This is a genomic window from Streptomyces sp. NPDC093984 (genome assembly GCF_044764595.1).
Lineage (GTDB): Bacteria > Actinomycetota > Actinomycetes > Streptomycetales > Streptomycetaceae > Streptomyces > Streptomyces cynarae.
The window spans coordinates 206,589-227,778 of record NZ_JBIWIM010000004.1 but is presented as its reverse complement, the minus strand read 5'-3'; the positions used below and the strand labels follow the sequence as shown (position 1 = coordinate 227,778).

The following is a 21,190-nucleotide window of genomic DNA, read 5'->3' as shown; positions in this document are numbered from 1 at the left end:
TGACACGGTGCCCGAACTTCCTTTGGTGACCGAGTGGTTCGAGGTGCAGCGTCCCAGGTTGCGGGCGGTCGCCCACCGGATGCTCGGCTCGCTCAGCGAGGCCGACGACGCCCTCCAGGAGGCGTGGCTGCGCGTCGACCGCGCCGACACGGCCGACGTGGAGAACCCGGCCGCATGGCTGACCACCGTGGTGGCCCGGGTGTGCCTGAACATGCTGCGCTCGCGCGAGAACCGGCGCGAGGAGCCGCTGGAAGCGGCGCGGGCACCGGTCACGGGTGCGGTCGCCGACCCCGAGGAGGAGGCGCTGCTCGCCGACTCGGTGGGCCTGGCGCTGCTGGTCGTCCTCGACACGCTGACGCCCGACGAGCGGCTCGCGTTCGTGCTGCACGACATGTTCGCGATGCCGTTCGACGAGATCGGCACGATGCTCGAGAAGACCCCGGCCGCGACCCGGCAGCTCGCGAGCCGCGCCCGCCGCCGGGTCAGGGGCACCCCGGCGCCCGCGGCCGACCTGCCCCGGCAGCGCCGGGTCGTCGACGCCTACCTGGCCGCGACGCGCGGCGGAGACTTCGACGGGTTGCTGGCGCTGCTCCACCCCGACGTGGTGCTGCGCGCCGACCGCTCGGTCGTCCCGACGCCCGAACCCCTCCACATCGCCGGTGCCCACCCGGTGGCCAAGGGCGCGATGGCGTCCATGGGCCGGGCCCGGTTCACCGCCGCCGTCCTGGTGGACGGCCGCCCCGGCCTGGCGATGCTGGAGGCGGGCCGGCTGCGGCTGGTGCTGAGCTTCACCTTCGCCGACGGCCTGATCACGGAGATCGACGTGATCGCGGACCGGGAGCGGCTGCGGGAGGTGGAGGTGGCGGTGCTCGACGAGCCGGCGATCAGCTGAGCGTGCTCGCCTGCCCTTCATCCGCCTGCGCCTCACCGACGGGCGGAGGCGCGCAGTCGGGGCAGGCGGGCGGGAGGCCGAGGCAGGAGTGCAGAGCAAGGCTCAGCCTGTGGTCGACGGCCTCGCGCTCGGCGGCGGGATCCGGGTCCTCGGACGGGGGTGTGAGCGCGTAGGGCAGGGCGGTGGTGAGGACGGCGAGTGTGACCGTGTCCTGTGTGGCACCCCTCGGCAGGTGTCCGGTCACGTGCCGGAGCAGCCAGTCGCAGGCCGCCCGGTGCCAGACGGTGGTCGGGCGCAGTACGGCGCCGTGCATCAGGTCCGGGGCGGTCAGCGCCATGGTCCTGGTGGCGGGATGTTCGCGCAGCAGACGCGCCGCGCGCACCACGATGCGGACGGCGAGGCACCGTGGCGGCGGCAGCGGACCGGGTGCCTCGCAGGCCACCTGCAGCAGACGCCGCAGCTCGGCCAGCGTGGCGTCCCGGATCAGGGCCTGATGACAGGGCCAGTTCCGGTAGAGGTAGGAGCGGTTGCAGCGGGCCAGGCGGGCGACGTGGGTCACGCCGACCCGCCGGGGGCCGTACTGGGCCAGCGCGTCCAGGGTCGCGCGGTACACCGTGCCCGTCCCGGGCTGCCAGACGGAGGAGGTCGGTCGGCTCACGTCCGGCAGCATGGCAGGGACGGGGGTGGTACCTGGCTGGAAAAGTGCGACAGATCTGGAGAAAGTGTTGCGGTTTTTCCGGCTATCGGGTGAGGGGTGCGGGCGTCCTCCTGCTCAGCAGCCGGTCGTCCAGGTGTGCGAGGCGCCCTGGTCGTTCGCGGCGGGGTTGTAGCCGACCTCCTGGCCCGGGGCCAGGCAGATCGTCACGTGGCCCAGCAGTTCCCGGCCGGAGTACACCTTGACGTGGTCCTTGACGCCCGGGCCGGAGATGCCGTGGTTCGCCCACGAGGAGTCGTGCCAGGCCATGTCCCCCTCCCACCAGTGGTCGTCGCCGCTGTGCTCGATCTTCAGGCCCGTGAAGTTCACATCCGTCCACACACAGAAGTTGCCGCTGCCGCAGGGCACGGCCTGCGCGGACGCGGAGGTGGCGAGCACGGCCCCGGCGGACAGGGCGGTGGCGGCGAGGAGGGCGGCCAGGCGCTTGTTCATGCTCAGGGATTTCCTTTCGCGGTGAGGAGAGATGTGGCCTCGGCGAGGGCATGGGCACGCAACCGCTGCCACTCGGCGATCTCGGCGCGGTGCCGGGAACGGACCTCGGCCAGGGAACGGTGGGTCTGCTCGGCCTCGGGCTGAAGGTTGTTCACGATCACCGACGTACGGAACCACCGGCGCTGGTCGCCGTAGAGCCGCTGCTGGGCCGCCGCGAGGCAGCCGTCGGTATGGGCGCGGACCACATAGCCCGTGGGCAGGCGAAGCGACAGTTCTGCCTCGCCCGACCCGAACAGGACCTCGGAGACGCGCCGTTGCTCGACGGACGAGGGCGTCGGCTGCCCCGGACGGGGCGGGGTCAGGCCCTGGCGGGCGAGACAGTCGTCGGTGAGCCTCTGAGCGGCGGCCTTGACGACGTCGTCGGAGGAGGGGCCGGCTGGTGCGTTCCCCATCGCTGTACAGGCGGTGAGGAGTAGTCCGGGGGCGAGAAGTGCGGCGACGGTCTTCGTGGGCGGACGCATCTGGAGAATCAGCCCGGCTGGCACCCCATCGTGCTGTCACTGACCCCGTCGAACTTCGTCGCCCACTCCCAGTTGTTGGAGTAGTCGCCGGGGTAGATCGCGCGGTACAGGCAGCCGCCGGGCCGGTAGCTGATCGCGTACACGGTCACGGAGGCATACGAGTCGAAGGAGTACGCGTGCCGCTTCACCCGGGGGTCCGCCTCCCGGTACCCGGGCGGCGCGTAGTCCCAGGCGCCGCCGGGTCCCATCTGGTTCGGGTCCGGCCAGAAGTACACATGCCCGGGAGGCACGGCGACAGCGTGCACGGGCGGGGCGGCAGCCGGGCCGAGGGCCGCCAACAGGGCAGAGGCGATGACGAGGTGACGCATGGCCGGGGCATGCCCTTGGGCTACCGCCCGTATGCGGCACGTGTGTCCGGTTCACCCCTTCCGGGGGATCACGGGGTACGGGCCCTCTTGAGGAACGCGCCCCACGCGCCGGAGGACACCGTGAGGGTGGGGCCGGTGGGGTTCTTCGAGTCGCGGATGCGGATGGCGGCCACGTGTCCGTGGGGTGCCTCGTAGGCGACTTCGACGCAGTTGCCGCCGCCGCCGTCGCTGTAGCTGGACTTGAACCACCGAAGGGTGCCGCTGCCGGTCATCGTTCTTCTCCTGCCAACCTCTCGATGAGGTCCAGCGAGTCGTCGGGACTCAGGGCCTGTGCGCGGATCTTCGCATAGCGGTGCGTCAGTTGGGACACTTCCGGGGGATCGCTGATCAGAATGCCCTGGTCCTCGATCTCCATGTAGACGACGTGCTCGTGCTCCTTGGTCTCCACGAGCTTCATAGCGCCGCGGTCGCCCGCGTGTGTGCCGCGCAGTCCGCGGTCCATCGGGAGCACCTGCACGCAGACATTGTCCCTCCGGGCGTCCTCGGCGAGCGAACGCAATTGCCCGCGCAGCACTGCCCAGGAGCCGAACGGTCGCTTCAGTACGCCCTCTTCGAGGATCAGCTCGACCATGGGGGCCGGGTCCCGCTCGAAGAGCGCCCGGCGGGCCAGGCGCGCCTCGACCAGCTCCTCCCGCTTCTGCTCGGAGACGGGAGGATAACTACCACCGATCAGCGCCCGCGCGTACTCCTCCGTCTGGAACAGGCCGTCCACGACCAGCGTCTCGTACGAGCAGATCGTGACCGCCCCGGCCTCCAACTCGGAGAAGCCGCGGAAGCGTGCCGGGTACTTCTCCAGCAGCATCCACCTGCGGGCCTTCTCGAAGACCCCGAGGCCTCCGCCGAGCGCCTCCTCCAACTTGACGAGCATCTTGTCGCTCGCGGGCTGCGCACACGTCTCCATCGCGCTGACCGCCGACCCGGTGTACCCGATCTTCTTCCCCAACTCCTCCTGCGACAGCTGCCGCTGCTCGCGCAGCGCCTTCGCCAGGGCGGCGACCAGGTGCGCCGTCCCGCTCGCCTCCACCTTGTTCACAGCCCGCGCCATTGCGGTCACCCCCGAACTCAACCGAACTCAACCGGTCACAAGTCGCTTGTGCCGGTTTCCGACCGTTGCTATTGGTCGACACAGAGTTATGGAAGACGCTAACCCCGCCTGTCGAAACTGGCCGCATGAATACGCAAAGTGACCTGGACTGGATCCCCTCCACCGGCATCCAACTCCGCAAGGCCGGCGTCCGGTTCGACGCCCTCCGGATCGACGGCGACCGGGGCCGCGCCCTCGCCGACCGTCTCGCCCGAATGACCGGCGGAGCCCCGGGGCCCGTCATCGAGGAGGACAACGGAAGACGTGCCGTCTACTTCCTCGTCCCGGTCGGCAGCACGTCCCACCGCTCCTGGCCGGACGGGGTCACGCGCCTCACCGCCGGCCCGAACCGCATCTCGTACATCCCGATCCCGGCGCTCGACGGCCTGACCTGGCCCCTGAGTTGGCGCTACCGGCCGACGGCATCCGGCGACCTCGTCCACACGCTGCTCCTGCTCTCGGCGCTGGAATGCGGATGAGGTCACACGTACAGGTCGGGATCGGGGGTGATCTGCCAGATGGTGACCAGCTCCGCGCGTGGGGTGACCATGTAGACGAAGAAGCCGCCGTTCACGAACGCGTGCTTGGCACCCTCGGCGTCCTGGTAAGCGGGTCCTGGAGGTGCAGCGCCTCGGCTGCCCTGACCAGTTCGGCGGCCTTCTTCTCAACTTCGGTGAGGAACGTGCGCGGTGCACCGGCTGTCACCGTCTCCTCGTCCGGAACGTACTCCCACGCCCAGCTCACGCGGCGCGCACCACCTCGGCGGCAGCGCGGTAGATGCTGCTCGCTGTGATCAGGCGTCCCCGGGCCTCGTCCGGCGTGTTCGCGGTCCGGGCGAGGTATTCGGCGCGGTGATAGGCCTTCGCCGTCTCGGGGTGCCGCTCGATCTCGATCAACGCGCCCCAGTGGGTCAGGTAGGCGTGGAGGGGTTTGATCGAGTCGTGCTCCAGCGCCTCGGCGAGTGCCTGTTCCTTGGCCTGGTCGTAGGCGGCGAGGAGGTGAGGTGCCACAACGGCGCAGGCCGCGCGGAGGGCTGCTGGAGTGCGGTCCGGGCGGGGGATCAGGGGAGTGTCACCGTGCTCCGCCTGCCGTGCGCTCACGCTGCTGGCCCCTTCGTGTCTCAGGTGCGGGCCCGGTCCTGAGGGAGGGCCGGGACATACGGGGACTCTAGCGCGCCTTGCGCTGTGGGAGGCCGGTGAATCCGCCGGCGAGGCGGCGCGCTGGCATGGGCGCTGCTGCGGGGCCGGGCCGCGCCCGCGTAAGCGCCCAGACTCCCGGCCGCACGCCCGTGCCGCCGGGTCCTTCAGAGAAACGGAGTCTGATGACCGTCCCACTCGAACGCCCTGAGGCGGTATACCGACGGTATACTCAGCTCATGGCTGACACCACGATCAAGGTCGACCCCGCTGTCCGAGACCGCCTCCAGGAGCTGGCCCGGGATCGAGGGATGAGCATGCGGGACCTCGTGGCGGAGCTGGCCGGGGCCACGCCCACCAAAGAAGAGCTGCGCAAGCGGTACGAGGAGACCAGGGCGTACGTCGAGGAGCACTTCCTCGGCAGGCCCTATACCGAGGACGACGAGAAGGCCGGCGAGAAGCTGTGGGCCGACCTGCAGGCCGGGCGCATCGGGGAGGTCCAGTGAGGGAGGAGGACCAGTACCCGCTGCCGCGTGCCGTCATCTTCGACGACACGGCCGCCCTCGCGCTCGGCGCGGGGAACAGCATGGCCTCCCGGCTCGTCGTCGAGGCCGAGAAGGATCCCGCCCTGCGCGTGTACATCCCGGCGCTCAGCCTGGCCGCCGCCGAGCGGGAGCGGGCGGGGGTCGCCGAGCACCTCGGCGCGCTGCCGTCCGTCGACATCGAGGCGCTCGACTTCGCTGCGGCAACCGCCGTGGGCAAGCGCCTGCGGACGGCGGCCGCCGCAGAAGCAGGGGACGACGGCAAGCTGGAGCCGGACTGGAGCGGTGCGCACGTGCTGCACCTCGCCCTGCCCACGGTGGGGTGGCCTCGCGGCCGTCCCGTCCTGACCAGGACACCCACCCGGTACCGAGGCACGGGCATCCGTACGATCCGCATCGTCGAGAGCTGACGAGGAGCCGGGGAGGGGCACCCGCTCGGGAGCCCCTCCCCGGCCTCAGCTGAAGACGATCATCGAGCCCTGCGCCAGGCTGCGCGTGGCCGCCGCGTGCAGGCCCAGCCACACATGGCGTTCGCGGGCGAACGGGCTCGGGTCGTAAGGAGCCGGAAGCGCGGGTTCCTCCAGGGACGTGGGAGCAAGCGGCGCGTCCGGGGCCGCCGGGGGGTTCGCCGGGTCGATGCCGATCGACGGGGCCACGAACTCCAGCTCCCGCAGCAGCGCCTGCGCCGAGCCCAACGGACCGCCGCCCGCCAGGAGTTCGTCGTTCGACAGGGGCTGCGGGAAGTCCACCGGGACGTAGGCGCCGGCGTGGTCGTAGTGCCACACCAGGTGCGACTGCTGGGCCGTCGACTCGAACATCTCCAGGAGCTGCTCGTAGTCGCCGCCCAGCTCGTCGACCGGGGTCACGGCGAGGCCGCACACCTGGAGCAGATAGGCGCGGCGCAGGAAGTGCAGCGCGTCGTAGTCGAATCCCGCGACCGGGGCCACCTCGCCGGTCAGGCCCGGCATGTACTGGTACACCGGCACCGGCGGCAGTCCGGCCTCGCCCAGCACCTTGTCGTAGAGGGCGAGTTCCTCGGCGAACGGGTTGTCGGGGGTGTGGCACAACACGTCGACGAGCGGGACCAGCCACAGGTCACAGGCCAACAGTAAGCTCCTCGGGTTATCGGTGTGGTGCAGGAAGCGTAATGGGCGTACGGGCGGCCGGTCGCGCTCAGCCGTGCAAGCCGTGCAGGTCCCATACCCACACCCCGCCCACCCACTTACATGGCGGCGGTGAAGGGGGACTTGGCCTCGACGTGGGCCCGAGCCGCTCCTCGTTGTAGGCGGGACGACGACGGACAGGTCGATGCGGATGGCCGGCATGTCCTCCAAGACGTCCGCGGCCTGCGCCGTGCTCAATCAGCAGCGGCCAGCCGCTCCAGCAGCGCGAGGGAGTGCCCGTTGTACGCGGCGACCACGGCGTGCGCGGCGGCCGGGTCGCGGCGGGCGAGGGCGTCGACGAGTTCGGTGTGCCCGGACCAGAGCCGGCCCTTCAGATCGGTGACCCGGCGCAGGTGCTGCACCACGCACACCCAGGACTGCACGCGCAGCCGGTGCAGGAAGTCGGCGAGGTAGGGGTTGCCGTACAGGGCGCTCAGCTCGCGCCAGAAGCGCAGGTCGTAGCCGATGAGGATGTTCAGGTCGCCGGCGGTGGCGGCGCGCTCGGCCTCCTCGCCGCGGCGGCGCACCGCGGCGAGGGCGGCGGTGCGGCGCGGATCGTCAGCGGCGGACCTGCGGTGGCGTGTGCCGGCGCCGTCCTCGACGAGGCGGTGGAAGATGCCGTCCGTGACCAGGCTGCGGGCCTCGATCATGCCGCGGTAGTCGTCCAGGGAGTAGGCGCGGACCTCGAAACCCCGGTGCTGGACGGCGTCCAGCAGACCCTGCGCCGACAGGTCGACCAGCGCCTCGCGGACGGGGGTCGCGGAGACGCCGTACTGCTCGGCGATCTCCTTCACCGTGAACTCCTGCCCCGGCTGCAACCGGCCGGCCAGCACCTCGTCGCGGAGCGCGTCCGCGATCTGCTGCCGCAGGGTGCTACGAGTGACGGCGCCGTTGCCGGGCATCGTTGTCTGGGTCCCCCCATCCGCGTACGGGTGCGTGTTCGTGCCGGAGACACGTCACCTTACGCGGTGGGGGACCCGTGAGCCCCCTATGTGCGGTGGAGCCGGTCAGACCGTGTACTCGTCGGCCACGGACAGTGCCGCGTCCAGGGCCGCGAGGCCCTCCTTCGCCTCCGCCTCGGTGATCGTGCAGGGCGGGACGACATGGGTGCGGTTCATGTTGATGAACGGCCACAGACCGTGCGCCTTGGCGGCGGCGGCGAACGCGGTCATGGGGGCGTTCGCCTCACCGGCCGCGTTGTACGGCACCAGCGGCTGGCGGGTCTCACGGTTCCTGACCAGCTCCAGGGCCCAGAACATGCCGACGCCGCGCACCTCGCCCACCGACGGGTGCCGCTCGGCCAGCGCGCGCAGCCCCGGCTCGATGACCTGCGCGCCGACCACGGCGGCGTTCGCGACGACGCCCTCCTCGGCCATCACGTCGAGCGTGGCGACCGCGGCGGCGCAGGCCAGTGGGTGACCGGAGTAGGTCAGACCGCCCGGGTAGGGCCGCCTGCCGAAGGTCTCGGCGATCCTCGGCGAGATGGCGACGCCACCGAGCGGCACATAGCCGGAGTTGACGCCCTTGGCGAAGGTCATCAGGTCGGGGACCACGTCGAAGAGATCGGCCGCGAACCATGCGCCGGTGCGCCCGAACCCGGCCATCACCTCGTCCAGGACGAAGACGATCCCGTGCTTGTCGCACAGTTCTCGCACGCCCGCCAGGTAGCCGCGGGGCGGGACCATGATCCCGGCGGTCCCCGGGATGGTCTCCAGGACGATCGCGGCGATCGTGCCGGGCCCCTCGAAGGCGATGGTCGTCTCCAGGTGCTCCAGCGCCCGCTCGCACTCCTGCTGCTCGGTCTCGGCGTAGAACCGTGAGCGGTACAGGAACGGCGCCCAGAAGTGCACCACGCCCGCCGCACCGCTGTCGGAGGCCCAGCGGCGCGGGTCGCCGGTGATGTTCACGGCCTGCTGGGTGCCGCCGTGGTACGAGCGGTACGCGGACAGCACCTTGGGCCGGCCGGTGTGCAGGCGCGCCATGCGTACGGCGTGTTCGACCGCGTCGGCGCCGCCGTTGGTGAAGAAGATCTTGTCCAGGTCGCCGGGGGTGCGCCGGGCGATCAGCCGGGCGGCCTCGGAGCGGGCCTCGACGGCGAAGGCGGGCGCGAACGTGGCCAGGGTCGCGGCCTGCTCCTGGATCGCGGCGACGACCTTGGGGTGCTGGTAGCCGATGTTGGTGAAGACGAGGCCGCTGGTGAAGTCGAGGTAGCGGTTGCCGTCGTAGTCCCAGAAGTACGACCCCTCCGCACCGGCGACGGCGAGCGGGTCGATGAGCTCCTGCGCTGACCACGAGTGGAAGACGTGCGCACGGTCCGCGGCCTTGACGGCGGCGCCGGCCTGGGGGTCGGTCTGAGGGATCATGCGGCGAGGCTAGGAGCGGCGGAGTCGGGCGGGACATGGGCGGGATGTCTGCGGTCCGGGGTATTCCGCGACAGGTTGTCGGGTGCCGGGCGCTTCGGCGCGGCCCCGTTACGGAACCGTGCACGCCGCTGCCGCCGACTCCTTCTGGGGCGGCACTATTCTCTGGCTGTCGCACGCACAGGGGGGTAGGTGAGGCGGCGATGGAACGGCTGGGGGCCGGGGATCCACTGGGGGTCCCCCCGGGCTTCAAGCTCCGGGGGAGCGCGGGGGGCTATCGGCTGCTGGCGCGGCTGGGGGCCGGCGGTATGGGCAGCGTGTATCTGGCCCGCTCCGACCGGGGCCGTACGGTCGCGGTGAAACTCGTGCGGCGGGAGTTGGCCGAGCAGGAGGAGTTCCGGGCCCGCTTCCGGCAGGAGGTGCAGGCCGCACGGCGGGTCGGCGGGTACTGGACCGCGCCCGTCCTGGACGCCGACACCGAGGCCGACATCCCCTGGGTCGCCACCGGGTACGTCGCCGGGCCGACCCTGCAGACCGTCGTCTCGCAGGACCACGGTGCGCTGCCGGAGCGGTCCGTGCGCGTGCTGGCCGCCGGGCTCGCCCACGCCCTGCAGGACATCCACGCCGCCGGGCTCATCCACCGCGACCTGAAACCGTCCAACGTCCTCGTGACCATCGACGGCCCCCGGGTCATCGACTTCGGCATCGCCCGCGCGCTGGAGACCCTGACGGGCGCCGGGTTCACGCGCACCGGGGCGCTCGTCGGGTCGCCCGGGTTCATGGCGCCCGAGCAGGTGCGGGGCGACCGCGTCACGCCCGCGTGCGACGTCTTCTGCCTGGGCTCCGTGCTCGCGTACGCCGCCACGGGCACCCTTCCCTTCGGGGGCGCGAACAGCGGGGCGCACGCCCTGATGTTCCGCATCGCACAGGAGGACCCGGACCTGGAGGGCCTGCCGGAGGGGCTGTCGGACCTGGTACGGGACTGCCTGCACAAGGACCCGGCCGCGCGGCCGACCCCGGCGCAGATCCTGGAACGCACGGGCGCCGACGACACGCTCAGCGAGGGCCGGAGCCGCGAGCCGTGGCTGCCGGGCGCCCTGGTCGCCCAGCTGGGGCGCCATGCGGTGCGGTTGCTGGACACGGAGGATCCCGAGGATCCGGAGTATCCGCAGGATCCGGGGGAGCGGGAAGGTCCGGAGGGGCCGCAGGGGCAGGCAGGTTTGGAGGGGCCTCAGGGCCCAAGGGGGCCGGGGGGTCGTTCGGTGGCGCCGGGGGTTCCGGTGGCGGCGGGAGCGGGGGCTCCGGGGGCTGCGGATGCGCCCACGGCTCCGGCACCCCCGGCAGCTCCCACGATCCCGGGGCCGCCCCCTGCCTCGGGCGGCCCCTACGGCGCGGTACCGCCACCGCCCGGCGTCTTCGGGCCTCCGCCGCAGCACCCTCGGCCGCCCGCCCCCGGAGGCTGGGGCACGCCGCCGTACGGTCCGCCCGCGTACGGGGACCCGGCGCCTGCGCGGCGCAGCGGACGTTTCACCGCCGTGCTGATCGCGGTCGCCCTGGTCGTCGCCCTCGGTGCGGGCGGTTCGGTGTACGCGGTGCTGCGCGGGGACGGGACCGGCACCACCGGCGGCCCCACCCCGTCGCGGACCTCCGCCGGGCCCACGACCCCCGGCCCGGGCACGTCCGGGCAGCCGTCCCCGTCGGCCTCGGCGTCCGCGTCGGCCTCGGCCGGTACCGGCTCTCCGGGTGCCGTCCCCGACGCCTACCTCGGCACCTGGACCGCCGCGATCGACAACGAAACCGGGCACAACACCCGGAGCCTGGTCATCCGGCAGGGCGGGGTCGGCGACACGGTGCTGTCGCTGACCGCCGACGGCGACACGTACCACTGCGTCTTCCGGGCCGAGCTGGCCGAGAAGCCCGCCGCGAACGGCCCGCTGAGGATCGGCCCGTCCACGGTCAGCGTCGGCCGGCCGGCGTCGTCCTGCGCCCCGGGCGGCGCGACAGAGCTGACGCTCCTCCCGGACGGCCGCCTCAAGCGCGTGAACACGACCACCGGCGAGGCCCTGACCTACACGAAGGCGGGGTAGACACAGGCCTGGTCACCGGGCCTCCGGCGGCCGCTGCCGGGGCATGTTGGGCCGTGCGCCCGGCGGTGGGAACCGCCCCGGCAAGGTGCCCTCGGGGCGGGGCGCCGCCGCGCCCGACGACTGCATCGCCAGCGGTGCCGAGCCGGTGCGGAACTCCGCCATCCAGTCCGCCGTCTCCGCCCGCATCAGCTCCGTCACGTCCTCGGAGAACCGCCGCAGCACCGAAAGGCAGCGCTCCGCCGCCTCCGCCGCGGTCCCCTCCGTCGGCCCCAGCACCTCCCGCACGCTCTCCGAGGCCCAGTCGAACTGCAGCGCCTGCAGCCGCCGCCCGATCGCCTGTGCCGTCGCCACGTCCCGCATCCATCCGGACGTCACCCCGAAGTACCGGTCCCCGGCCACACACGCCACCCCCACCAGCAGCGACAGATACGCCCACGGCGCCACCCCGTCCGCCACCCCGGTCAGATCCAGCAGTGGCAGCGCGGCCCCGCACACGGCGCCCACCGCCGCGCCCGCGCGCAGCGCCTGCGCCCCTCGCCGTTTCCACACGCGGTTCGCGAGGTACCAGGCCGCCGTCTCCAGCGCCCGCCGCTCCACCCACCGGTACAGCTCGTCGAGCCGCTGCGCGGGCTCCCCCCAGTCGCCGTGCGGGAACGGCCGGCCCATGAGGTCGCCGGGGGCACCGGGGTCGCCCGGGTCGCCCGGCCGCAGCCCCGCCGCTCCGTCGCCCCGCCCGTCCTGGAGCGGACCCTCGGGCTGCATCTCCGGCTGACTCACCCGGCACTCCCTACCTACGGCTATGACGTTCCGCGATGCACAATCCCCTGCACGTTCCGCGGTACGTGCGCTGCTCACTTCGTGCACCCCCGCAGTGTGCTCGTGACGCATGGTGCTGAAGCGCCGCACCCTTCCTACCGCCGGGCGGGTGGCGGGCAACCTGGTTTCGCGGCTTTTCCGCCCGGAAGGGGGCCTTGGTCGGGTATACGACGCTCGGCAAACTCACTCGAAAGAGTGCCGCCATGGGCGGGAACCGAGTCCGGACGGGCTACCCCAGCGCGCACCCCGGTGACCACGTAGGCTCGTGCCGAGGCGGCAAACCCCGCCCTGACATCCGTACGCACATACGCACATACGCACATCCGAAGCCGAACCGTACGAGGCAGGAGCTGATCGTGATTCCCGGTGGTGGGCAGCCGAACATGCAGCAGTTGCTCCAGCAGGCCCAGAAGATGCAGCAGGACCTCGCCAACGCGCAGGAGGAGCTGGCGAGGACCGAGGTCGACGGTCAGGCGGGCGGCGGTCTGGTGAAGGCGACGGTCACCGGTGCCGGCGAGCTGCGCGCCCTGGTCATCGACCCCAAGGCGGTGGACCCGGAGGACACCGAGACCCTCGCCGACCTGATCGTCGCGGCCGTCCAGGCGGCCAACGAGAACGCGCAGGCGCTCCAGCAGCAGAAGCTCGGCCCGCTGGCCCAGGGTCTCGGCGGCGGCATCCCCGGCCTGCCGTTCTGAGCCCACCGGGCGGACCCGCCCGGGGAAGGGTGTCCACCGGACCGTCCCTTCTGCGAAAGGCAAGCGCCAACTACCGTACGTACGAGGAAACCGAGCCCGGCTACCGTACGTACCGAAGCTCTTCAGGAAAGGCAGTCCGTTGTACGAAGGCGTGGTCCAGGACCTCATCGACGAGCTGGGGCGGCTGCCCGGCGTCGGTCCCAAGAGCGCGCAGCGGATCGCCTTCCACATCCTGCAGGCCGAGCCGACGGACGTGCGCCGCCTCGCCCAGGCGCTGCTCGAGGTGAAGGCGAAGGTCCGCTTCTGCGCGACCTGTGGCAACGTCGCGCAGGAGGAGCTGTGCGGCATCTGCCGCGACGCCCGCCGTGACCCGTCCGTCATCTGCGTGGTGGAGGAGCCGAAGGACGTCGTCGCGATCGAGCGGACCCGCGAGTTCCGGGGCCGCTACCACGTGCTCGGCGGCGCGATCAGCCCCATCGAGGGCGTGGGCCCCGACGATCTGCGCATCCGCGAACTGCTCGCGAGACTGGCCGACGGCACGGTCACCGAGCTGATCCTGGCCACGGACCCGAACCTGGAGGGCGAGGCCACGGCCACGTACCTCGCCAGGATGATCAAACCCATGGGCCTGAAGGTCACCCGCCTGGCCAGCGGCCTCCCGGTGGGTGGCGACCTGGAATACGCGGACGAGGTCACCCTCGGCCGCGCCTTCGAGGGGAGACGACTCCTAGATGTCTGACGCCACGCTGCACGCGACGACGCAGGACCCGGACGACTTCGCGGTCCAGATCGCGGACCAGATCGAGAGCTTCCTGGTCGCCGTCACGGAGGTCGCGAAGGGCGACGAGCCGGACTCGGCCGTCCCGTTCCTGCTGCTGGAGGTCTCCCAGCTGCTCCTGGCCGGGGGCCGCCTCGGCGCGCACGAGGACATCGTCCCCGACGAGCGCTACGAGCCGGACCCGGGCCCGGAGCCGGACGTGGACGAGCTGCGCGAACGGCTCGCCGCCATGCTGGACCCGATCGACGTCTACTCCGAGGTCTTCGACCCGTACGAGCCGCGCAAGGCCCCGGTCCCGGCCCGTATCTCCGACGACCTGGCGGACGTCATCACGGACCTGCGCCACGGCATGGTCCACTACCGGGCCGGCCGCACCACGGAGGCCCTGTGGTGGTGGCAGTTCTCGTACTTCTCCAACTGGGGCGCCACCGCCTCCGCCACGCTCCGCGCCCTGCAGTCCGTGGTCGCGCACGTCCGCCTGAACCAGCCCCTGGAGGAACTGGACGGCCTCGACACCGACCAGGACCTCGGCGACGAGATACTCGCGGAGGAGGCCGGCCGGGTCATGGCCAAGGAGATCGCGGACCCGCTGGGGCTGCGGCCGGTGAAGTAGGCCCGCTGGGCCACGGGCCGGGCGCTCACACCAGCCCGGCGACCCCCTTTCCGAGGGTGCTCACACCTCCGGCCAGCGCGAGCAGCAGGACGAGGGCCCGGGCGCGTCGCTCGGGCACGCGTCCGGCGAGCGCCCTGCCGATCAGGGCTCCTGCCGCCAGGGCCAGGACGGCGAGGGCCCAGACGGGCGCGGTGAGCCGGGGCGGACCGTTGGACGCCACGGACACCGCGTTCACGACGACGCCGTAGAACTGCGCGTTCGGCACGAACTCCCGCACGCTCCAGCCGGCGTTCAGGGCGTACAGGGAGACGGGCGGTCCACCGACCCCGGCGGCCGAGTTCATGAACCCGCCCAGGCCCCCGGCGACGACGGCCCCCCGGCCGCCGCGCAGGGCGGGCACCCGCAGGCCCCGTACGACCAGCGTCACCGCCACGGTGACGAGCGCCCCCATGGACGCCAGCAGCAGCGGTTCCGGCAGCTGTCGGGCGACCCACGTCCCGGCGGGCACGGTGATCACGGCGGCGACGCACAACGGCACCATCACCGGGGCCCGCACCCTGCGCCACCCCTCGGCGACCCCGACGACACTGACGGCCCCCGCGGCGCAGTTGGCGAGCACGACGCCCTCGGCGGGACCGAGCAGCAGCACGAGCGCGGGCACGGCGACGAGAGCGAACCCCATCCCGGTCAGCCACTGCACACACCCGCCGAGCAGCACGATCCCGGCCAGCAGCACGTCTCCCGCCCACCCATGCGTCACGGGTCGGCATCCTCGCGCCATTCGGCGTCACGCGTCCATGACACTCATGCCTGAAAGGTGATCACACCTCCGGGCTGTGACTCGCGGCACGTTTCGCGTACCGTCCCGGCCCCGGGGCAGATGCCGTGCTGAGCGGCCTCGGGTGCCGACGGAAAGCGGTGGTGAAAAACCGCCGTACGGCCGTCGCACGCCCGAAGAAAACCGGGATGATCCCCGCGTGAGCGGGACATCTCACCATGCGGTATCCCGGAAGGGAAATTGGGTCGCTCGATAGACTGAGCCGACCGCACCTGCGTCTCGCAGGCGCGGAAAGAGACGGACTGAGCGAGGAGCGCACGTGGGCCTTGTCGTGCAGAAGTACGGAGGCTCCTCCGTAGCCGATGCCGAAGGCATCAAGCGCGTCGCCAAGCGGATCGTGGAAGCGAAGAAGAACGGCAACCAGGTGGTTGTCGTGGTTTCCGCGATGGGCGACACGACGGACGAGCTGATCGATCTCGCCGAGCAGGTTTCCCCGATCCCTGCCGGGCGCGAGCTCGACATGCTGCTGACCGCCGGAGAGCGGATCTCCATGGCACTGCTGGCCATGGCGATCAAAAACCTGGGGCACGAGGCCCAGTCGTTCACCGGCAGCCAGGCAGGTGTCATCACCGACTCGGTCCACAACAAAGCCCGGATCATCGACGTGACGCCCGGCCGCATCCGGACCGCGCTGGACGAGGGCAACATCTGCATCGTCGCCGGCTTCCAGGGCGTCAGTCAGGACAAGAAGGACATCACCACGCTGGGCCGTGGCGGCTCGGACACCACGGCGGTGGCCCTCGCGGCCGCCCTCGACGCCGAGGTGTGCGAGATCTACACCGACGTCGACGGCGTGTTCACCGCCGACCCGCGCGTGGTGAAGAAGGCCCGGAAGATCGACTGGATCTCCTTCGAGGACATGCTGGAGCTGGCCTCGTCCGGTTCCAAGGTGCTGCTCCACCGCTGTGTGGAGTACGCCCGCCGCTACAACATCCCGATCCACGTCCGCTCCTCCTTCAGCGGGCTGCAGGGCACGTGGGTCAGCAGCGAGCCAGTCGTTCAAAAGACACAGCAGCAAGGGGAAACGAAGGTGGAGCAGGCCATCATCTCCGGTGTCGCGCACGACACCTCCGAGGCCAAGATCACGGTCGTCGGCGTGCCGGACAAGCCGGGCGAGGCCGCCTCGATCTTCCGCGCCATCGCGGACGCCGAGATCAACATCGACATGGTCGTGCAGAACGTGTCGGCCGCGTCGACGGGCCTGACGGACATCTCCTTCACGCTGCCGAAGAGCGAGGGGCGCAAGGCGATCGACGCCCTGGAGAAGGCCAAGACCGCGATCGGCTTCGACTCGCTGCGCTACGACGACCAGATCGGCAAGATCTCCCTCGTCGGCGCCGGGATGAAGACGAACCCCGGCGTCACGGCCGACTTCTTCACCGCGCTGTCCGACGCGGGCGTGAACATCGAGCTGATCTCGACCTCCGAGATCCGTATCTCGGTCGTCACGCGCAAGGACGACGTGCCCGAGGCGGTCCGCGCCGTGCACACCGCGTTCGGTCTGGACTCCGAGAGCGACGAGGCGGTCGTCTACGGAGGCACCGGGCGATGACCGGGCTCCCCCGTGGGGGGACGAAGCCGACGCTCGCGGTCGTGGGTGCGACCGGGGCCGTCGGCTCGGTCATGCTCCAGATCCTGTCCCAGCACGCGGACATCTGGGGCGAGATCCGTCTGCTCGCCTCGCCGCGCTCGGCCGGCCGCAAGCTGGCCGTGCGCGGCGAGGAGGTCGAGGTCATGGCGATCTCCGAAGAGGCGTTCGTCGGCGTCGACGTCGCGATGTTCGACGTACCGGACGAGGTCGCGGCGCACTGGGCGCCCATCGCCGCCGCGCTGGGGGCGATCGTGGTGGACAACTCGGGCGCGTTCCGCATGGACCCCGATGTCCCGCTGGTCGTGCCGGAGGTCAACCCGCATGCCGCCCGGGTGCGTCCGCGCGGCATCATCGCCAACCCCAACTGCACGACGCTGTCGATGATCGTGGCCCTCGGCGCCCTGCACGCCGAGTTCGGGCTGCGCGAGCTGGTCGTCTCCTCGTACCAGGCCGTCAGCGGCGCGGGCCGCGCGGGCATCGACACGCTGCGGCAGCAGCTGTCGCTGGTCGCGGGCACGGAGCTGGGGACCAAGCCCGGTGACGTACGGCGCGTGGTGGGCGACAACACCGGGCCCTTCCCGGAGCCCGTCGCGCTCAACGTCGTGCCGTGGGCCGGGTCGCCGCGCGAGGACGGGTGGTCCTCGGAGGAGATGAAGGTCCGCGACGAGTCCCGCAAGATCCTGGGGCTGCCCAAGCTGCGCGTGGCCGTCACCTGTGTCCGCGTGCCGGTGGTCACCACGCACTCGCTGACCGTCCACGCCTGCTTCGAGGGCGAGGTCACGGTGGACCGGGCGCGCGAGATCCTCGCCACAGCGCCCGGTGTCGTCCTGTTCGACAACCCGGAGGCGGGCGAATTCCCCACGCCCGCGGACGTGGTGGGCACCGACCCCACGTGGGTCGGCCGGGTCCGGCGGGCCCTGGACGACCCGACGGCGCTCGAACTCTTCGTCTGCGGCGACAACTTGCGCAAGGGCGCCGCACTGAACACTGCGCAGATCGCCGAGCTGGTGGCAGGGGAGCTGGGCGCCACCGCGTAGAGCCCCGGCAGACGGCCGACGTAGAGCCCCGGCAGACGGCCGACGGCCGGAAACCCCTGGCCGTTGGCTGAAACGTTTGTAGGATCTGTGTGGGTTGCACGGACCATCCCGTGGTCCGGACCTTGAATCGAAGTCTCTCGGCGTTCCAAGATTTCTCTCCCCGCCCTCCGCAACCGTGCGCAGGGCGGGGAGCGTCTTTGCGGTCGCCCTTCGGGGGGCTGAGCACCACCACAAACGGGGCATAGGGGAAGAGCTGGTACGCATGAGGGCACTTGACGCACGGTCCGGTGCGCTGGGGGGCGCAGGAGGGGACGTGCAGACGGATGTGCTGTCCGACGCGAACGTGATGCCTGTCGCGTACAACCCTGGCGGGGGCAGACGTGTCCAACTGGCGTGGCAGAGGTACTCGAATTCACCGCGGTACAGGCGAGGGGCGCGGCCCTTCGTCCGCCCCGCCGCCCCCGGATGCCCGGCGCGCCCGGCGGCATGCCGGTGATCGCCCCCATGCCCGCAGCGCGGCCCACCCGCATACCGAACCAGCGCGAGGGCGCTGAGGAGACGACGGTCGCCGGCACCACGGTCGACCACCTCACCGAGACCTATCGCGCCCACTACCGCTCCCTGCTGGGTCTGGCGGCGCTCCTCCTCGACGACACCGCGTCCTGCGAGGACGTCGTCCAGGAGGCGTTCATCCGCGTGCACTCCGCGCGCAAGCGCGTGCGCGACCCGGAGAAGACGCTCGCGTACCTCCGCCAGACCGTCGTCAACCTGTCGCGCTCCACGCTGCGCCGCCGCATCCTCGGCCTGAAGCTGCTGACGAAGCCGATGCCGGACATGGCGAGCGCGGAGGAGGGCGCGTACGACCAGTTGGAGCGCGACTCGCTGATCAAGGCGATGAAGGGCCTGCAGCGCCGTCAGCGTGAGGTCCTGGTGCTGCGCTACTTCGCCGATATGACCGAGGCTCAGGTGGCTCAGACGCTGGGGATATCGCTGGGCTCGGTGAAGGCGTACGGCTCGCGCGGCATCGCGGCGCTCCGTGTCGCCATGGGGGCATCGGCATGAGCAAGTACGAGGAGCGGCGCACCACCCCCTGGGGGCGCGACTCCCACGAACGACACGAACCGTACGAGTGGCACGAGCCGACGGACCGGCCAGGGCCGCTCGAGGCCGACCACGAGCAGCACGCTGGGAACGGAACCGTGAACCACCGCCCCGACGACCACGTCCGTGCGGACACCGGACGGCACCGCGCCGCCGCGGACCACCCCTCCGAAGCCTTCGGCAGGGACACGGGCGGTGCCGGTGACGGCCTCGGCGCGGGGCGGGACCGGCTCCTGGCGGCGCTCGGGGGCGGCGGGGCCGGGTCGGGCTCCGGCGGCGGTGGCGAAGATCTGCCCCCTGGCGACGACGGGATGCCCGAGGGGCTCGGTTCCGACGAACTGGCGCTGCGGCGGATGCTGCACCAGGCCGTGGGCGACATCGAGCCGCGTGAGGGCAGCCTCGACCATCTGCGGCGCGCGGTACCCGCCCGGCGGGCCCGCAAGCGGCAGGCCGTGGTCGGCATGGCGGCCGCCGCCCTGTTCGTCGGCACCGCGATCCCGGCCCTCGTCCACGTCTCGAACGCCACCGGTTCGAACGCCGACCCGTCCATCGCCGGCCAGGCCTCACAGGCGCAGGGCGGCGCCGACCAGGGCAAGGGCCCGGACGGCGGCTCCAGCGGCTCCGCCGGCTCGGCCGGGACGTCGAAGGAGACGGGCAAGGGGAGCCAGAAGGGCCAGGAGGACAAGGGCAAGGGGACGGCCGACGGAGCCACCGGCGGGACGAACCCGTCGGCCTCCGCGCAGACCGCCCCCGCGTGCACCGCGGCCCAGCTCGGCCAGCCGACCGCCACCGCGGGCGCCCCGGACTCCACCGGCGCGGTCTACGGCACGTTCCGCGTCACCAACGCCTCCACCACGAGCTGTACGGTCTCGGGCAGCGGCACCGTCACCACGACCGCCCAGGGCGCGGCGGACCCCGCCAAGATCACCGTGGTGAACCACGTCACCGGCGACCCTGCCACCGGCCTGCCCGACCCCACGCAGGAAGTCTCCTCCCTGGTGCTCAAGCCCGGTGCGGCGTACGAGGTCAAGTTCGCCTGGGTGCCCTCGGAGACCTGCCCGACCACGGGCAGCGGTACCGGGGGTGGCGGGGGCGCCTCACCCGACCCGAGCCCCTCGGACAGCACGAGCACCAGCGGCGGCGGCTCCAGCCCGGAGAGCAGCGGCACGGCACCGCAGCTCATGACGGAGGACGGCGTGGCCGACGGCAGCGTGACCGTCTCCCTCACCCCGGGCACCGGCTCAGCGAGCTCCTCGACCACCATCGCGAACGCCTGCGCCGGCACGATCTACCACACGGGGATGCTGGCGGGGTCCTGAGCCCGCGGCAGCAGCCGCGCGCCGGCCCGACCTGCCTCAGGGGCCGCCCGGCCCCCGCCTCAGGCCTTGGCGGCCCCTGTCGGGCTTTCGCCTGCGGCCGACTCGCGGGCGGCTTCCTCGCCTGCGGCCGACCTTCCGACGGCTTCCTCGCCTGCGGCCGAGTCACCTGCGGCCGACTCGCGGGCGGCCGACTCCTCGCCGGCCGCCGGTGAGGGCGCGGGCTCGCCGGTCGTGCCGGTGTCCGGCCCTTCCGGTACGAGGCCCAGCTGTGCGTCGCGGGCGTACTCCACCTCGCGGCGCAGCAGGCGGAACCACATGAAGACCGTGAAGCCCGCGAAGACGAACCACTCGCCGGTGTAACCCAGGTTCTGGAACGCCTTCAGGTCGAGTCCGCTCCCCTGGGGCGCCGTCGCCGGTACCGCCTTCATCCCGCTGTCGCCCTTGGTGAGGGTGATCCACGCCTCGTACAGGTCGTAGGGCACCAGGTTCACCAGGGTCGCCGTGCTGATGTCCGCGGTCTGCCCGGCCGGCAGTCCGCCCGCCGCGCCCACCCCGTTCGACCCCGGGCTCTCCGGCGCCTGCAGGGCGCCCGTGACGGTGACCTCGCCGGCCGGCGGCGCCGGTGCCTTCGCGGGGTCGGCGTCACCCGGCAGCCAGCCCCGCACCACCGGCAGCGCCTTGCCGCCGTCGGTCCGCAGCATGGTCAGCACGTAGAACCCGCGCTTGCCGTCCAGCTCCCGATCCGGCACCAGCAACTGCTTGCCGTACCGCCCGCGGACCGTGGCCTGCTTCCCGGACGTCCTCTTGTCCACCGGCAGCAGCTCGGCCAGCGGCCGGGCCGCCTCCTTGCGGTCCGCGGTGACCTGCTCGCTCGCCGCCCGCTGCTCGTGCACCCGCGCCTCGAACCGGCCCAGCTGCCACGACCCCATGAAGACGCAGAAGGGGATGGCCAGCAGCACGAAGACGTTGATCCCCCACCAGCGGGGCGTCAGCAGAAACCGGTACACGCCCTCAACGGTACGGTGCCACCGCCGCGGGCCCG

Annotated in this window: 26 protein-coding genes; 12 read left to right on the top strand and 14 right to left on the bottom strand. The window is 71.9% G+C overall.

Annotated elements, in window-relative coordinates; all coding sequences use genetic code 11:
* The first annotated feature begins 7 nt into the window (after positions 1 to 7).
* Positions 8 to 892 (top strand): sigma-70 family RNA polymerase sigma factor, encoded by an 885-nt coding sequence (locus ACIRC0_RS17060; protein ID WP_403616952.1) that lies wholly within the window; start codon positions 8 to 10, stop codon positions 890 to 892.
* Here the strand turns inward: ACIRC0_RS17060 and ACIRC0_RS17055 are convergent.
* The 6 genes from ACIRC0_RS17055 to ACIRC0_RS17030 form a co-directional block, all read right to left on the bottom strand.
* Complete coding sequence (locus ACIRC0_RS17055) at positions 885 to 1,550, bottom strand: TetR/AcrR family transcriptional regulator (protein ID WP_403616951.1); 666 nt, start codon at positions 1,548 to 1,550, stop codon at positions 885 to 887. The two genes, ACIRC0_RS17060 and ACIRC0_RS17055, sit on opposite strands and share 8 nt — an antisense overlap.
* Before the next feature lie 114 nt (positions 1,551 to 1,664).
* The gene (locus ACIRC0_RS17050) at positions 1,665 to 2,039 is read right to left on the bottom strand and encodes a peptidase inhibitor family I36 protein (protein WP_403616950.1); all 375 of its coding nucleotides are present in this window, start codon (positions 2,037 to 2,039) and stop codon (positions 1,665 to 1,667) included.
* A gap of 2 nt (positions 2,040 to 2,041) precedes the next feature.
* Positions 2,042 to 2,491, bottom strand: coding sequence for a hypothetical protein (locus ACIRC0_RS17045; RefSeq protein WP_403616949.1), 450 nt, complete (start codon positions 2,489 to 2,491; stop codon positions 2,042 to 2,044).
* A 77-nt stretch (positions 2,492 to 2,568) separates the two neighbouring features.
* On the bottom strand, positions 2,569 to 2,928 hold the full coding sequence (locus tag ACIRC0_RS17040) for a hypothetical protein (RefSeq protein ID WP_403616948.1): 360 nt from the start codon (positions 2,926 to 2,928) through the stop codon (positions 2,569 to 2,571).
* A gap of 68 nt (positions 2,929 to 2,996) precedes the next feature.
* Positions 2,997 to 3,200: a DUF397 domain-containing protein gene (locus tag ACIRC0_RS17035; RefSeq protein WP_403616946.1), complete on the bottom strand. Its 204-nt coding sequence runs from the start codon at positions 3,198 to 3,200 to the stop codon at positions 2,997 to 2,999.
* On the bottom strand, positions 3,197 to 4,042 hold the full coding sequence (locus ACIRC0_RS17030) for a Scr1 family TA system antitoxin-like transcriptional regulator (RefSeq protein ID WP_403616944.1): 846 nt from the start codon (positions 4,040 to 4,042) through the stop codon (positions 3,197 to 3,199). The genes ACIRC0_RS17035 and ACIRC0_RS17030 overlap by 4 nt, the downstream gene beginning before the upstream one ends.
* Before the next feature lie 116 nt (positions 4,043 to 4,158).
* On the opposite strand from ACIRC0_RS17030, the gene ACIRC0_RS17025 reads away from it, so the two are divergent.
* Complete coding sequence (locus tag ACIRC0_RS17025) at positions 4,159 to 4,551, top strand: hypothetical protein (protein WP_403616942.1); 393 nt, start codon at positions 4,159 to 4,161, stop codon at positions 4,549 to 4,551.
* Between the two features lie 91 nt (positions 4,552 to 4,642).
* Here the strand turns inward: ACIRC0_RS17025 and ACIRC0_RS17020 are convergent, their stop codons facing one another.
* The gene (locus tag ACIRC0_RS17020; protein ID WP_403616939.1) at positions 4,643 to 4,816 is read right to left on the bottom strand and encodes a hypothetical protein; all 174 of its coding nucleotides are present in this window, start codon (positions 4,814 to 4,816) and stop codon (positions 4,643 to 4,645) included.
* Positions 4,813 to 5,172 carry a DUF6247 family protein gene (locus tag ACIRC0_RS17015; protein WP_403616936.1) on the bottom strand — a complete coding sequence of 120 codons (360 nt, stop codon included), beginning with the start codon at positions 5,170 to 5,172 and terminating at the stop codon, positions 4,813 to 4,815. Before ACIRC0_RS17015 ends, ACIRC0_RS17020 begins: the two co-directional genes overlap by 4 nt.
* A gap of 275 nt (positions 5,173 to 5,447) precedes the next feature.
* Here ACIRC0_RS17015 and ACIRC0_RS17010 point away from each other — a divergent pair, with 275 nt between their 5' ends.
* On the top strand, positions 5,448 to 5,714 hold the full coding sequence (locus tag ACIRC0_RS17010) for a hypothetical protein (RefSeq protein WP_403616933.1): 267 nt from the start codon (positions 5,448 to 5,450) through the stop codon (positions 5,712 to 5,714).
* Positions 5,711 to 6,160 (top strand): hypothetical protein, encoded by a 450-nt coding sequence (locus tag ACIRC0_RS17005; protein ID WP_403616930.1) that lies wholly within the window; start codon positions 5,711 to 5,713, stop codon positions 6,158 to 6,160. The genes ACIRC0_RS17010 and ACIRC0_RS17005 overlap by 4 nt, the downstream gene beginning before the upstream one ends.
* A 45-nt stretch (positions 6,161 to 6,205) precedes the next feature.
* Here the strand turns inward: ACIRC0_RS17005 and ACIRC0_RS17000 are convergent, their stop codons facing one another.
* From ACIRC0_RS17000 to ACIRC0_RS16990, 3 genes are all read right to left on the bottom strand, one after another.
* Positions 6,206 to 6,856: a hypothetical protein gene (locus tag ACIRC0_RS17000; protein ID WP_403616928.1), complete on the bottom strand. Its 651-nt coding sequence runs from the start codon at positions 6,854 to 6,856 to the stop codon at positions 6,206 to 6,208.
* Positions 6,857 to 7,107: 251 nt separating this feature from the next.
* Positions 7,108 to 7,815 carry a GntR family transcriptional regulator gene (locus ACIRC0_RS16995; RefSeq protein WP_403616926.1) on the bottom strand — a complete coding sequence of 236 codons (708 nt, stop codon included), beginning with the start codon at positions 7,813 to 7,815 and terminating at the stop codon, positions 7,108 to 7,110.
* Between the two features lie 105 nt (positions 7,816 to 7,920).
* Positions 7,921 to 9,276 (bottom strand): aspartate aminotransferase family protein, encoded by a 1,356-nt coding sequence (locus ACIRC0_RS16990; RefSeq protein WP_403616924.1) that lies wholly within the window; start codon positions 9,274 to 9,276, stop codon positions 7,921 to 7,923.
* Positions 9,277 to 9,476: 200 nt separating this feature from the next.
* Between ACIRC0_RS16990 and ACIRC0_RS16985 the strand changes: the two genes are divergently transcribed.
* A complete protein-coding gene (locus ACIRC0_RS16985; RefSeq protein WP_403616922.1) occupies positions 9,477 to 11,360 on the top strand; it encodes a serine/threonine-protein kinase in 1,884 nt (627 codons plus the stop codon).
* Between the two features lie 12 nt (positions 11,361 to 11,372).
* Here ACIRC0_RS16985 and ACIRC0_RS16980 read toward each other — a convergent pair whose 3' ends face one another.
* The gene (locus ACIRC0_RS16980) at positions 11,373 to 12,137 is read right to left on the bottom strand and encodes an SLATT domain-containing protein (RefSeq protein ID WP_403616920.1); all 765 of its coding nucleotides are present in this window, start codon (positions 12,135 to 12,137) and stop codon (positions 11,373 to 11,375) included.
* Between the two features lie 395 nt (positions 12,138 to 12,532).
* Here ACIRC0_RS16980 and ACIRC0_RS16975 point away from each other — a divergent pair, with 395 nt between their 5' ends.
* From ACIRC0_RS16975 to ACIRC0_RS16965, 3 genes are all read left to right on the top strand, one after another.
* A complete protein-coding gene (locus ACIRC0_RS16975; protein ID WP_103837908.1) occupies positions 12,533 to 12,871 on the top strand; it encodes a YbaB/EbfC family nucleoid-associated protein in 339 nt (112 codons plus the stop codon).
* 139 nt (positions 12,872 to 13,010) lie between these two features.
* On the top strand, positions 13,011 to 13,610 hold the full coding sequence (gene recR, locus ACIRC0_RS16970) for a recombination mediator RecR (protein ID WP_103837909.1): 600 nt from the start codon (positions 13,011 to 13,013) through the stop codon (positions 13,608 to 13,610).
* Positions 13,603 to 14,262 carry a DUF5063 domain-containing protein gene (locus ACIRC0_RS16965; protein ID WP_403616917.1) on the top strand — a complete coding sequence of 220 codons (660 nt, stop codon included), beginning with the start codon at positions 13,603 to 13,605 and terminating at the stop codon, positions 14,260 to 14,262. The genes recR and ACIRC0_RS16965 overlap by 8 nt, the downstream gene beginning before the upstream one ends.
* 25 nt (positions 14,263 to 14,287) lie before the next feature.
* Here ACIRC0_RS16965 and ACIRC0_RS16960 read toward each other — a convergent pair whose 3' ends face one another.
* Positions 14,288 to 15,022, bottom strand: a complete 735-nt coding sequence (locus tag ACIRC0_RS16960; RefSeq protein WP_403616915.1) for a TSUP family transporter — start codon at positions 15,020 to 15,022, stop codon at positions 14,288 to 14,290.
* Positions 15,023 to 15,359: 337 nt separating this feature from the next.
* Here ACIRC0_RS16960 and ACIRC0_RS16955 point away from each other — a divergent pair, with 337 nt between their 5' ends.
* The 4 genes from ACIRC0_RS16955 to ACIRC0_RS16940 all read left to right on the top strand — a co-directional run bounded on the left by ACIRC0_RS16955 (position 15,360) and on the right by ACIRC0_RS16940 (position 20,148).
* Positions 15,360 to 16,652: an aspartate kinase gene (locus ACIRC0_RS16955; RefSeq protein WP_388570282.1), complete on the top strand. Its 1,293-nt coding sequence runs from the start codon at positions 15,360 to 15,362 to the stop codon at positions 16,650 to 16,652.
* Positions 16,649 to 17,728 carry an aspartate-semialdehyde dehydrogenase gene (locus ACIRC0_RS16950; RefSeq protein WP_403616912.1) on the top strand — a complete coding sequence of 360 codons (1,080 nt, stop codon included), beginning with the start codon at positions 16,649 to 16,651 and terminating at the stop codon, positions 17,726 to 17,728. The genes ACIRC0_RS16955 and ACIRC0_RS16950 overlap by 4 nt, the downstream gene beginning before the upstream one ends.
* 465 nt (positions 17,729 to 18,193) lie before the next feature.
* Positions 18,194 to 18,790, top strand: a complete 597-nt coding sequence (locus tag ACIRC0_RS16945) for a SigE family RNA polymerase sigma factor (RefSeq protein WP_263234852.1) — start codon at positions 18,194 to 18,196, stop codon at positions 18,788 to 18,790.
* Positions 18,787 to 20,148 carry a hypothetical protein gene (locus ACIRC0_RS16940; RefSeq protein ID WP_403616909.1) on the top strand — a complete coding sequence of 454 codons (1,362 nt, stop codon included), beginning with the start codon at positions 18,787 to 18,789 and terminating at the stop codon, positions 20,146 to 20,148. The genes ACIRC0_RS16945 and ACIRC0_RS16940 overlap by 4 nt, the downstream gene beginning before the upstream one ends.
* 59 nt (positions 20,149 to 20,207) lie before the next feature.
* On the opposite strand, the gene ACIRC0_RS16935 is transcribed toward ACIRC0_RS16940, so the two are convergent.
* Positions 20,208 to 21,155, bottom strand: coding sequence for an SURF1 family protein (locus ACIRC0_RS16935; RefSeq protein WP_403616906.1), 948 nt, complete (start codon positions 21,153 to 21,155; stop codon positions 20,208 to 20,210).
* Positions 21,156 to 21,190 lie beyond the last annotated feature (35 nt).